The sequence below is a fragment of the Colwellia sp. genome (genome assembly GCF_013214175.1).
In the GTDB taxonomy this organism is placed as follows: Bacteria; Pseudomonadota; Gammaproteobacteria; order Enterobacterales; family Alteromonadaceae; genus Colwellia.
On the sequence record NZ_JABSPA010000007.1, the window covers coordinates 224575 to 237672 of the forward strand.

The window sequence follows — 13098 nt, forward strand, 5'->3', positions numbered from 1 at the left end:
TGTATTCATACAAAAGGTTACCTGTAGGTATCAAGCTTACTTTCAAGAACACTGCATTCAATAATTTACCAACTTAATAATTCAACTTATGGACATTAACATGAAAGATATTACTCAACAGGCGCTTGATTACCATGCTTACCCTACCCCTGGGAAAATTGCTATTGCCATCACCAAACCCGCTGAAACAAGTCATGATTTATCGCTTGCCTACAGCCCTGGTGTTGCTGAGCCTTGTCGTGAAATTGCCAAAGACCCAGATGCCGTTTATAAATATACAGGTAAAGGTAATACCGTAGCCGTAATCACTAACGGCACCGCGGTATTAGGTTTAGGCAATCTTGGGCCTATGGCTTCAAAACCCGTGATGGAAGGTAAAGCGCTGCTCTTTAAACGCTTTGCCAACATCGACTCCTTCGACATTGAAGTAACACATAAGACCGTAGAAGAATTTATTAACACTGTGGCTAACATAGCTGATAGTTTTGGTGGCATTAACCTTGAAGATATTAAAGCGCCTGAGTGTTTTGTTATTGAAAAAGCCCTAATAGAGCGCTGTAATATTCCAGTATTTCATGACGACCAACATGGTACCGCCATAGTTACCGCTGCTGGCCTTATCAACGCCTTAGAAGTACAAGGTAAAGAACTCAAGCAAGCTAAAATTGTTTGTTTAGGTGCTGGTGCTGCTGCCATTGCTTGCATGGAGCTACTGATTAAATGTGGCGCTCAGCGAGAAAAAATCTACATGTTAGATACCAAAGGTGTTATTCATACTCGCCGAGATGATTTAAATGAATATAAAAAGTTATTTGCTAACAATACTGATTTACGCACCTTAGCTGACGTTATCGATGGCGCTGATATCTTTATTGGTGTTTCAGGCCCTAATCTGCTTAACCCTGAATTGCTAAAAACTATGGCAGCCAAACCAATTGTATTTGCTTGTTCAAATCCAGATCCAGAAATAAAGCCCGAGCTTGCTCATTCAGTGCGCGATGACTTAATTATGGCGACAGGTCGCTCTGATTATCCAAACCAAGTAAACAATGTTTTGTGTTTCCCGTTTATTTTCCGGGGTGCATTAGATGTTAGAGCCAGTACCATTAACGATGAAATGAAAATTGCTGCCGTCTATGCCATTAGTGCAATTGCAAAAGAGCCAGTGCCTGCAGAAGTATTAGCGGCAAGTGGTGAAGAAAGCCTAACATTTGGTAGAGGTTATATCATTCCAAAACCGATGGACCCAAGGTTATGTGATCGTGTTGCTAGCGCTGTGGCCAAAGCAGCAATAGATTCAGGTGTAGCAAGACTTCCTGCTAAAAAATAATTTTAAAATGAACAGAGTTGCAATTCAGAATTCTGTTCATATTTCTCCCCATTACTTGTCTATTTCTTCTCCACCCTTTTATTATCTCTTAATACCTTCAAAAGCAGCTTACCCGATCTACTTGGCTCAGTTATTTAAAGCACATACTTATCCTTACAAGTTACCGATCAATTTATTACTTACAGCAATATGAGGATTTCCTGATAGCCAGCCAAATTGTTACCTGACATCATAGTTTGATTAATATTTATTTCTTATCAGTAGGAAGCACAATGAAAGTACCGTTATTCTCAAGTTTAAAGCTCATGCTTTTAACGCTTTGCTTGTTTGGTCAGTCAATCTCCGCAAACGCCCAAGAGAAACCCAACGTAGTGTTTTTCTTAGTTGATGATTTAGGTTGGGCGGATACTGCCAGCAACGGCTCAAAAATTTATCAAACGCCCAATATTGATGCTCTAGCCAAAGAAGGTATGTCTTTTACTGGCGCTTATGCAGCTCACCCTTTATGCATTGGTTCACGTTTTGCTCTGATGACAGGTAAATACCCGGCACGCATCAAAAAAAGCAAACAGTTTGGTACCATGCCGCCAAACGAAAAAACCATGGCTGAAGCGTTTAAAGAACAAGGTTACTCGACCTTTTTTGCCGGAAAATGGCACTTAGGTAAACCAGGTGCTTACCCTGAAAACCAAGGTTTTGATATTAATGTAGGTGGCCACGATAAAGGCGCTCCAGCCCATTATTTTTATCCTTACGGTGATAATGACAACGACAGAAAAGTTCCAGGCTTAGACTTAGTCGATAAGAAGGGTGACTACCTAACCGATTCACTCACCGAAAAAGCAAACGCCTTTATTAGAAAAAACCAAGACAAACCATTCTTTTTATACCTGTCACATTACGCGGTACATGTACCAATAGAGTCAAAAGAAATTGATAAACAACAAGCCCAACAGCGTATAGATAAACATGAGTTTATCGGCCCCGCATATAAAGCGTTAGGTCCAGCAAAACAAAAAATGCATCAAGATAATGCCACTTATGCCGGCATGATTAAAAGCATAGATGACAGTTTAGGCAATATAGTTAAACAGCTCGATGCCTTAAATCTTAGCGATAATACTATTATTGTATTTACCTCGGATAATGGTGGCGAAAGCACAAAAACAACCGCCTATGGCGGCAAAGCAACGTCAAACTTACCATTAAAGGCAGGTAAGTGTTGGTTATACGAAGGTGGTATTCGGGTACCGCTTGTAGTGAAGTGGCCAGGAAAAATTGCCCCTAACTCTGCCAGCAACCATTCTGTTGCTGGCACTGATCACTACCCTACTTTATTAAATTTAGCATCATTACCTGAACAAGCATCACAACATATAGATGGGCAAAGTTACGCCAATACCTTGCTTAATAAAAGCCAAACACCTCGCCCAGCAATGTTCTGGCATTTTAGAACACAAGGCAATCTAGCTAGAGTTTGTGGCACACCTAGCGGTACGGTTATCAACGATGGAAAACATAAGTTAATAAACTGGTACGACTCAGGCAATATTGAACTTTATAATGTTAATAAAGATATTGGCGAGACCAATAATATCGCGGATAAAAAACCTAAAGTAACCCAACGTTTAATGACAGAGTTGCAAGCTTGGCAAGACAATATGGGCATAGCAGTAGAATAAGCGATAACTTATTGTAGCAAAGCACAAGAAAACGTAGGATAACTTTTATTAAGTCATAGAAAAATTATCCTCCCAAATGAAATTACCAAGCTTAGTATTGCTGGCATTATGCATATCATTCTTCAGTAAAGCAGAAAGAATAACGGCGGCTGATAAGACCTTCGTTGAAGCTAGTAAGATTAGCAGTTGGAATCACATTAGGGAAAAGCTCGGTGTTTATGCAGAGCTAAATCAAGCCGCACATAAATACCAGCTTTACAAACGACTCGCCTCTTCCCCAGGTAAAGCTCTATATGAACTCACCTTAGTTAAGAAGTTAATTAACTGGGAACAGCAACACAGTAATGGCTTTGAAGTATCACTTGATAACCTTAACCTTAACCTTAGTGTTGAACAACTAAATCAATTACACTTTAAGATTAAGCTGTCGCCTGAAAAAAGTATTATCACCTCTAGTTTAGAGACGCTTAGTAAACAAAATACCTGGTTGAAAAACACCTATAATTATAAAGTAATCTTATTAGTTCAGGCAAATTTCACCTTGATGTTTTATGGTGAAAATCACGGTAACTCTAAACAAAAAACACTCTATGCTGCCTACCCCTTTAAATTAGATATTGACTCAAAACAGCACTGGCATGCCATCAATATTAAACCTGAAGACCTCAACTATTACTGGCAACAAAATTATCAAGAGGAGCCTGCCTTGGTTACTCAGGTTGCTACGCAAAAGTGGCAAGGTTTTATATTGGTCGCAGAAAGCGGCAATAGTAAGGTCGTTAGGAACTATATACCGACTAGTTTTCCTAAAGAATATACTGAGATCTTTAATGAATTGGACATTACACTGACTAACTTATACATTACTTCATCACCTTAAAGGTAGACACTATAGCAGCAGGGGTAAGTAAATTTACATTGATTGACCTAGTATGATTAATTGTTGTTAACAGCTATCATATTTATTCGCCCACACTAGCGCACTTTGATAAAAACCGCTAACTTCATCATAATTCACTCGCACCATTTCGGCATTCCGCTTAGTGTTATACCAACTACCTTGCTCATAACAACTAACCGCATTAAGAATATATTTTAACGAAGATGGTCTGTCATGAGTAAGCGCCGAAACAACTTCCGGAGCAAGAGGTAAAGTGGCCAGTATTTTTTCAAGAGGTGCGTCAAGTATTGCTCCTAATAATGAAAACAGTCCGACCATAAAGCCAGCATCCGCAAGTTCAGGCATAGTCTTTTCTGTCATTAATTCACAAAACTTAGCTCTGATAATAGCGATACGAATTAACTCTTGAGGTTTATCTTTTGCTAAAATCCCAGCACTAAGTAGTAATATTAGTTTCTTAGTTTCAACCTCACCTAAATAGACCAGCGCATTCTTAATCGAGGTTACCTTCTGAGTTAAAGGTAAAATGCCAGAATTAATATACTTAAATAGTTTAAAACTCAAACCGACATCACGTGAAAATAAATCGGTGAGGTTATTAATATTTAGCTGCATTCTTAAACATTCTTGCATTAAATTAACCAAAACAACATGGCTTGAATCTATTTCTTGATTTTCCGACATTTCAGGTTTGCAAAAATAATAGCCTTGAAAAAAATGAAAACCTAATTTCTTTGCCTGTAAAAATTCCGCTTTCGTTTCAATTTTTTCGGCTAGAATCTTTAAGTTCTTTCTCTTTTTTAATTTATTAATTAACGGCGCTATTTCATCAAGGGGTGTTGCTTGAATATCAAATTTTATCAGTTTTACTAACTTGAGAAAGCGATTCCACTCTGGCTTGTAGACGAAATCATCTAAAGCTAAATGGTAACCTTGGTGGTACAAGGTTAGACATGCTTGATAGACCTCATCAGATGGGGTAACTGTTTCGAGTATTTCTATCATGACTTCTTTTGGCGGCAATATTAATGGTAAGCCAGTTAAAATAGACTCTTCTGAAAAATTGATTAATGCTGGTTTTCCAGAAGTAACAACGGCTAACCCTTGACTGAGGTGAGTTCGCATGACTAATTTTGATGTTGCTTTATGTGGATCTATATTTGGAAAAACATTCTCAGGGCCGCCCCTGTACAGCAGCTCGTAAGCTACAACATTTTCCTTACGATTTAGTATCGCCTGCCGTGCGGTATAAACTTTCATGATTGGTTGTTATTATTCCCTTAAATACAAATTAGATAAGAACTAGCTAAGAACAATTATGATGAAAAGCGTAGTACCTTGTTTTTTCAGATGAAAAACGTGACCATTTTATATAAAAAATACAGTATATTCCACAAATAAACCTCCATAACTGCATCAATATCAAGTAATCATATTCGATAATAATACCCAACCTACACAGCAAGAGAAATATAACCAATGTTATGAGCATTATTACTGCGCTTAGGCATAATATCCTCAAAGTTATGTTGCTTCATTTTGCTATCTAACAAAGTCACTAAACGTTGTGCTTGTACTGGTTGCTGATTAATTAAGTTTACTTGTTCTGCTCGATCGTCAGCCAAGTTATACAGCTCAAATCGCTCATCAGTGAAGAAATAAATCAATTTCCACTTGTCACTAATCACCGAAATGGCAGGCTCTACGCCTCCTTCAATGAAATCAGCACCATTATAAAATGTGCCCTCAAACTGATAAGGCATAGCGAAAAACTGCGATCTATTGGTAAAAATTTCTGGTACTTGTTTACTCGAAAAAAATTTCGACCAATCCATGCCGTCAATATCATCTCGTTGCTCTACATTGACACCCGCAACACTTAGTACTGTGCTGTAAATGTCTTCAATCATCACTGGCGCAGTATTGGTAATATTGGCGGTAATGCCTGCTGGCCACTTAACGACGCCAGGTACTCGATTACCACCTTCGTAATTACTACATCCCGATAAACCAGGCAATGACAAAGCCACGAGCACCTGACAGTATTTCACCATTCAACTTTCTCCAGCAAGTTAACAAATAAATATTTGCTAACTCTATTTATGTTAAGCGTACTTAGACGACTATTATTAGTTATAAAATTTGCCATTAAGCTAGAACTAAAAAATAGGTTTTCCCTGTTATTTATGTAGGGAAATAAGTAGCTATGATATTTGATAGTCGATTTACTCTATTCCTAGGGTAAATTATTACCCAAATACCAGAAACACCTCTTCATCACTAAACACCACAGTATTTGTGACCTATTGTCTGAATTTAGCCGCCCAGCTCAGTCAACAATTGAATGATATAAGTAAAAAACAACCAAAAATATTAGGAGATGTTGAGTTTATTATGTTTCAAATTAGCAAACATGATTCATCCTTTTATAAAGGTGAGTCAGATTCATTCAAATAATGGCATCTTAGTTTTAACGACATAAGCTTAGTTTTTCGGGAGATGATGGTTTTGTGCAACACCTGCTCGGTTAATAATTATCCTTTATATTTGAAAATGTAAATTAACCCTCATTAATGCCAATTGTTTACTCCCAGAAGAATTTTATTTATATGTTATTAAGGATGAGAACTAAATGAATGATTTTTCAAATATGAATGTATTAATTTGCGATGACTCTATAGCTAATGCATTAATATTGACGAAGTTAGTGGAAGATGAAGTGGGAGCTAATGTTATAACTCTTACGGATCCTAGGAAAATCAAACCAACATTAGTAGAGCAATCTATCGATTTAATGTTACTAGATTTAGAAATGCCGCACATAAATGGTTTTGAAGTAATGGAAAGTGTAAGAAAAACATACAAACCGGATCAATTACCCGTGATAATAATAACAGGTCTTGCTGGAAAATTAACTAGGAATAGGGCGCTAACCCATGGTGCTAACGATTTTCTGAATAAACCTATAGACCAGATTGAAGTTGAATTACGTGTCAAAAACTTACTCAAAATTCGAAAAAGTTATATCCTACATAAAAGGTCTAATGAGCAACTCGAAAAAAAGATACAACAGAGAACAATTGAACTAAATCAATCAATTAAAGGTTTGTTGTCTAGTTTAGCAAGAGCAGGAGAACTGAAAGATAATGAAACAGGTAAGCATGTAATTAGAGTCGGGAAGTTTGCTCGAATAATAGCAGATGGTTATGGTTTGCCATCAAATATTGCAAAAATGATAGAACTTACAGCACCGTTACACGATATAGGGAAAATTGGTATACCTGATAATATATTGTTAAAACCTGGGAAGCTTAATGAACAAGAAAGAAAGATTATGAACAAGCATACTTCTTATGCGAATTTAATAATAGGGGAACATGATTCACCATTGATTCAAATGGCTAAATCTATCGCAATGAGTCATCACGAATGTTGGGATGGCTCTGGTTATCCAAATAAATTGCAGGAGGAGTCAATCCCAATAGAAGGAAGAATTACGGCCATTGCAGATGTTTTTGATGCATTAACATCAAATAGACCCTATAAAGTTGCATGGCCATTTGATGAAGCAGTGCATTATATTAAAGACCAATCAAATAAATCTTTTGATCCCTCATTAGTTGTGGTTTTTATGAATAACTTGCTAGATATCGAAGAGGTAAGCAAACAATTAGCTGATTAAATAGTCTTTTTCAAACATTACACGAATTCCATCATAAATCGATTCTGGAAAACTTTGCAATTACTTATTGTCTCGCTATGTGGATACTCTAAATATCAATGAACTGAATTTATTTATTTATTTATTTATTTATTTAGGAAGTGGCCCTGTAAGCAGGTTATTTATCTTAACGTATCTAATAAAAGTAGACATTTTCGGTGCTAATATTGCTTAGCCCAAGCCGTAAGCACATATGTGGCATTTACGAGCAATGAGGAGTCAATCTACAGCTTAAGTCTTTACATATATTTCCTAAAATCTACACTTCCTCAGTAGAAAAAAATTTAAAGTGCGAACTAATATCACACTTTGTTCATGAGTATGAGTATGAGTATGAGTATTTATAGAAGATATTGGGTTGATGATGTAGTTTTTTATTTCACGGATTCAATTCAAAGATAAAAGCAATAATGATTAGTGTTATTACCTTTGTCATATATGGCGTTTATTTATCAGGATAGTACGATTGGTATTCATCGAATACTAGTTTTTAGCTACAAGAGAAAAACATTTCAACTGAGTCCTAAAAGTTGCAACGAGCAATTTGGCAAATAATGAAACGCTAAAGTCTAGGGGAATGTATATGTATGATTTAGATAATCACAAAACAACTCCAATCGTATCTAGTTTTCAAGCCTCCTTAAAACCACAAATTTTGACTTATATCCAATTATGCTTAGAAAAAGAAAAGCCATATATCAATAATATTGCAGATCTGATTTCAGCTGATGCAGGTATTTCTTCTGCGATCTTAAAAATAACAAATTCACCTTTCTATGGAATTAATGGGAACATTTATGATATTAAACAGGCTATTAAAGTGATTGGGTTAAGGGCCGTTAATGGACTAATAGCGGCGTTAATATTGAAATCATCCATTCAAGATGAAGCATTCGTTTCCTTAGAGTGTTTTGATGATGACTCACTTGATGTGGCTAATGATATGACATTTACTGATAATAAAGTAAAAAATACAATACCCATGGATAGGTTAATTGCCAGTGGTTTATTTGTAAACTGCTGTATCCCTTTGTTAGCAATCAAATTTGAAAACTATAAAAAAACATTAATGAAGGCCAACTATTTTGAACTCGAGGAACAAGTAAATCAACCGAATCATGCTATTTTAGGTTATTATCTGGCGTCTTCTTGGCATTTCCCTAAAGAACTATGTACATTAATTTCAAGACGTAAGGAATTAGCTATACAGCTAAAGTATCGGGTAATAATGAGCAATTAGACTCCGCAGCATTAAAATAGCTGAACATAATTGTCGAACGTTAGAAATGAGACTAATGACTATTTAAGCTTCGACTCCACAATCGTATTTGTAACAGAACAAAAATTAATTCTTATGGGAAGTTTATTTTGTCTTCTCTAGTTGCAAAGAGTTAGAGGATGTAACTTTTTCTGCACAATATTTCTTATATACCTTGGAAAAATAGCCCGCATGTTTAAAGCCGACTGCATAGGCTGTTTCCGCTAGAGTACGATGAGTTTTACTTTGAATATAATGATGTGCTTTTTCAAGACGTATGGTTCTAACAAATTGTGCTGCCGTTAATCCGCTTTCTCGTTTTATTTTACGTTGTATGGTAGAACGACTCATAAATAATTTGACTGCTAGCGTGTCTATATCAAGTCCAATGATACCTATATTTTCGAGCACACAATTCCGCACTTTATTGATAAAATCATTGTCGAAATTTTTCGCCTTATTGCGTGCAATGAGTTCAGTTGTGCGTACTTCGACCATTTCCTCAAGGATGTCTCCTAGGCTCTTCAACTCAATCTCGGCCAGTTTTCGAGCGGTGATGTCGACGAAACTGATTACTATTTCATAAAAGTCACCTGTACTACTGAATATAGGAAACCCATTGACTGTAACCCAAACGACATCCTTGAACATTGGCCTATAAATGCCTAACTCTTGATTTTTAACTGCTTTCTTACTGGTTAACACTCTATTTACAGGGAAATCTTCGGGTGATAAAGTGTTATTATCTAAATCTATAAATTCCCATGCAGAATCGCGAGCATCTTTACCCAACATATGTCCATTATGTAGACCAAGAAGTTCTGATGCTTTGAGATTATTCATAATAATAGAAGTATCCGGTGCATGCACAACAATGCCGGCTTCAAGGGTATTTAGCAAACCTTGATAACGCTCTTCGTTTATCCCTAAAGCTGCTTTTATTTGTCTACCTTCAGTCTGCATACATTTTACCTCCTGTTATTCTTAGCTTCTAGCTAATTTAAATTCCGTTTTATTTCATCATTTAATCTAACGATCTAATAATGGACAATAATTGTTGAGGAACGCAGATGGCTCCTCTTTCAAAGCAAGCGATATATATTCATTAATTTTAAAATGTATGTAACAAGTCCAAGTATATTAGGTTTTTGATGGGGAGTTATTCCGATACATTTACTTATAGCACTTGATTCCTTTATATGGCTCAATAAATTAAAAAAACACATATCAACCCAATATTTTCTAAAAAAAATCATGTTGATTACTTCTATGTAATCTTAGTAAGCAATTTTAACCATGTATAAAAAGCAGTCATTTTGTACAGGGATATTTTAAAATTTATTACGCAGAAGTAAATATCTATTTTTTAAATTGACTCAACAGTGTTAGTAAATGCCACAAATGTGCTTACTATTTATCAAGACAAATGCCTCAACAATACATTTGTTCTGCTTGGTGTGGATTAGCCCTAACTCTATCTGGCTAGTTTTACTGCCTGAGTTCATTAACGAAAGTGGGACATCCATGCTTTAAAACGGCTAAATTGTCATCGCGATAACAGCAAAAATGACTATTTAAAAATCGGCTAACTAATTAACATCCTTAGATTATCACTTTGTTGCGAAAAATCCCTTCAAAATACCAGAACAACTTAAATTTTAGCCACATAAAAGCTAACGATAAATCGCTTTGATGTTAAATTTTGATGATAGTTTCCTTATTGGAAGATGTCAGCCTGCTGTCGGTGACCGCTTATCCATCGCTTATTTGTGTGAGCAGCAAAGGTTGGTAGTTCAGTTACCGTGCCGACCGCTTGATGATATTGTTTGCCAAAGTGTTGTGCGAGTTGTAGCCAGTCCTCACTGTTTAACCCTAATTGCTGTAATAGTGGGAATGTTCGATAACTCAAGTGCCCTCGTTTATCTTCCCTGATTATTTTTACCGTCTCTTCTACCAAGGTTAAGTAATCTAACAATGAAAATGAAATTCCTTTTGGTGATTGCTGATGTTCATTACCGATAAAACCAAGTAAAGGCTTAATAATAAAGGGTAACTGCGCTTTATTATCAATAAAGCTGGCTTTGTCGTGAATACGCTCAAAGATAGAGGTATATTGCGCACTTTGTACTGAATCAGCCATTTTTGCTCTAATGGGATTTAAATCGACATAGGCCATACAGGCTAATACTGCTTTTTCATCGAGTAATGCTTGAGATTTAAAGCGCCCCTCCCAAAACCTGCCTTTGCAATTATCTTCTTGATTAGCTTTGCGGGCGATATATTCATTCAAGTTGCGCATTAACCACGATAAATCAGCTAAACGCATACGCCATTTATTAATAATCTCGTTTGCCTTATCAATCTCAGCTTTGCAACTACTTTGTCCTTTTTGTAAACGCTCAACGAGTGGGTGGTTATGGTAAAGTTTTTGCCAACGCTCGCATACCTCTTCATCACTCCATGCCATAGCTTCACTTTCATCAACATAAACAACCAGATGATAATGATTCGACATCACAGCATAGGCAGCCACATCAATCGCAAAAATGGACGTTAAAAAACGAATACGATCAACCATCCATTGCCGACGGTGTTCATAGCTTTGTTTGGTATAAGCATCTTCACCGCAAAGGTAGGCACGGCGAACACAACGTGAAATTAAGTGATAATAACGGGTATCTTCTAAAGACACTTGCTTACTGCGTGACTGGGTCATAATAAAACCTCTTTCTTTGGTTGTTATTTAACCATAGTAAAAAGGCGTTATTTATTCAAAAAAGTATGGATGTCCCACTTTGCTTGAAAAATGTAAAAAACTTTTCCTGTTGCGAGTGAGAAAATACATGAGCTGCTTCATCAAATAAGAATACAATTCGACTTAAGTTGAAATCAGTAATTAGATTTTGCAAAAACTCTTTAAAGTTCTGTGGATTATCTAATATATTAGTGAGTTCCGTTGATGGTATTTTGTCTTTTAGATCCTGGCTTGTTTCAATTTCTGCTTTTTCTAAAACCTTAATATATTCGTTCAATAAAGAGGAGTACTTCTCTATATCTGTCTCAATAGTCGAGCCAAAAATAGCTTCAAGCCTCTTATTTAGCTTTGGAATGCAATCTGGTTTTAGTTCTTGTAATTTTTTCAAAGTTTCAGAAAGAATCTTCCCCATCGTCCATTGTAAAAAAGGATCTATGGAGTTATCGACTACAGTAATTCTTTCTATTCGAATAGATTCTTCAAAACTTATCCAGACAGGCAAAATACTATTTTTTCCGAACTCTTTAGTTGACTGTAGCATTGCTGCTTTCATCAGCATTGTCTTGCCAACACCTCTGCTTCCTTCCAATAGGTATTGTTCTGAATCTAACAGCCTTGTTATTTTATCGTCATTACGCTGTATGAAGTACTTTGTTATTAAGTCTTCAGTCAGGCTTTCTGTCCGATCTAATAAATAATCACCTAATGATTCCTTCATTATAATTCCTTTAATAATTGTGTTTTTGAGGCTAATTTATTAATTTCCGAGCTAGATTTATCATTAAACCTTAAGATGTACATTATCGCTATCGTACTCATAATGTTGAGATAATGTTTTTCGAATTGTTTAAATTCAAACTTTTTGTAAGATATTTCTAACGATTCTTTTTTAAATAAAGTTTTATTTCTTCCATGAACTACATCACATAATGTTGAATATTCAGAAGATAAAAATGAGCTGATAGAGTCTTTCTTTTTTTTAATTTTTCAGAACCATTATTAAAAGATGTAATATATTTTGTCATATAAAATGAGTCATCTCTAATTAAAGCACTAACATACTTACTTGCTTTAGAATCTTCATTTTTAGTTATATTAAACTCAATTTTGTGATCGAAAAAATAGAATGAGTGGCATGCTAGCTCTATAATATTTCGAAGACCAGAGAGCGCTAACCGATTGTATCCAGATATAGAGGCGTGTATAACAGCTATAACTTCCGAAACAATCTCATTCCAATAAAAACCAATCTCACTGTCACTGCTTGAGAATATTTCACCGACTTCCATAATAGAATTTAAAGCTTCAAGAATATGTGTCAGATCATTGTCATCAAGAGTTGTTGACTGAATTTTATTATTGTTTTCAATTAAAGCTATCAGTGTGTTTTTTGTGTATGACATATCAATAATTAAGCCATTAATTCAAGTGCATGTAATCTAAGTAAAAAA

At 35.7% G+C, this 13098-nt stretch carries 11 protein-coding genes; 5 read left to right on the plus strand and 6 right to left on the minus strand.

The annotated features are described in order from the left end of the window. Nucleotides 1–100: 100 nt before the first annotated feature. From HRT55_RS16650 to HRT55_RS16660, 3 genes are all read left to right on the plus strand, one after another. A complete protein-coding gene (locus HRT55_RS16650; protein WP_291623006.1) occupies nucleotides 101–1330 on the plus strand; it encodes a malic enzyme-like NAD(P)-binding protein in 1230 nt (409 codons plus the stop codon). A 272-nt stretch (nucleotides 1331–1602) separates the two neighbouring features. Further along, complete coding sequence (locus HRT55_RS16655; protein ID WP_291623007.1) at nucleotides 1603–3012, plus strand: sulfatase; 1410 nt, start codon at nucleotides 1603–1605, stop codon at nucleotides 3010–3012. A gap of 76 nt (nucleotides 3013–3088) precedes the next feature. Beyond that, a complete protein-coding gene (locus HRT55_RS16660) occupies nucleotides 3089–3892 on the plus strand; it encodes a hypothetical protein (protein WP_291623008.1) in 804 nt (267 codons plus the stop codon). Between the two features lie 66 nt (nucleotides 3893–3958). Here the strand turns inward: HRT55_RS16660 and HRT55_RS16665 are convergent, their stop codons facing one another. Both HRT55_RS16665 and HRT55_RS16670 read right to left on the minus strand, forming a co-directional pair. Beyond that, entirely contained in the window at nucleotides 3959–5173 is a 1215-nt protein-coding gene (locus tag HRT55_RS16665; protein ID WP_291623009.1) for an EAL and HDOD domain-containing protein, read from the minus strand. A 194-nt stretch (nucleotides 5174–5367) separates the two neighbouring features. Beyond that, nucleotides 5368–5967, minus strand: a complete 600-nt coding sequence (locus HRT55_RS16670) for a sulfatase/phosphatase domain-containing protein (protein ID WP_291623010.1) — start codon at nucleotides 5965–5967, stop codon at nucleotides 5368–5370. 578 nt (nucleotides 5968–6545) lie between these two features. On the opposite strand from HRT55_RS16670, the gene HRT55_RS16675 reads away from it, so the two are divergent. Together HRT55_RS16675 and HRT55_RS16680 are read left to right on the plus strand one after the other, a co-directional pair. Next, the gene (locus HRT55_RS16675; protein ID WP_291623011.1) at nucleotides 6546–7595 is read left to right on the plus strand and encodes an HD domain-containing phosphohydrolase; all 1050 of its coding nucleotides are present in this window, start codon (nucleotides 6546–6548) and stop codon (nucleotides 7593–7595) included. Nucleotides 7596–8217: 622 nt separating this feature from the next. Next, a complete protein-coding gene (locus HRT55_RS16680) occupies nucleotides 8218–8874 on the plus strand; it encodes an HDOD domain-containing protein (protein ID WP_291623012.1) in 657 nt (218 codons plus the stop codon). 123 nt (nucleotides 8875–8997) lie between these two features. On the opposite strand, the gene HRT55_RS16685 is transcribed toward HRT55_RS16680, so the two are convergent. From HRT55_RS16685 to HRT55_RS16700, 4 genes are all read right to left on the minus strand, one after another. Next, the gene (locus HRT55_RS16685) at nucleotides 8998–9855 is read right to left on the minus strand and encodes a helix-turn-helix domain-containing protein (RefSeq protein ID WP_291623013.1); all 858 of its coding nucleotides are present in this window, start codon (nucleotides 9853–9855) and stop codon (nucleotides 8998–9000) included. A gap of 754 nt (nucleotides 9856–10609) precedes the next feature. Next, complete coding sequence (locus tag HRT55_RS16690; protein WP_291623014.1) at nucleotides 10610–11608, minus strand: transposase; 999 nt, start codon at nucleotides 11606–11608, stop codon at nucleotides 10610–10612. 55 nt (nucleotides 11609–11663) lie between these two features. Further along, nucleotides 11664–12365: a hypothetical protein gene (locus HRT55_RS16695; RefSeq protein ID WP_291623016.1), complete on the minus strand. Its 702-nt coding sequence runs from the start codon at nucleotides 12363–12365 to the stop codon at nucleotides 11664–11666. A 199-nt stretch (nucleotides 12366–12564) separates the two neighbouring features. Continuing rightward, nucleotides 12565–13050 (minus strand): hypothetical protein, encoded by a 486-nt coding sequence (locus HRT55_RS16700; protein ID WP_291623018.1) that lies wholly within the window; start codon nucleotides 13048–13050, stop codon nucleotides 12565–12567. Nucleotides 13051–13098 lie beyond the last annotated feature (48 nt).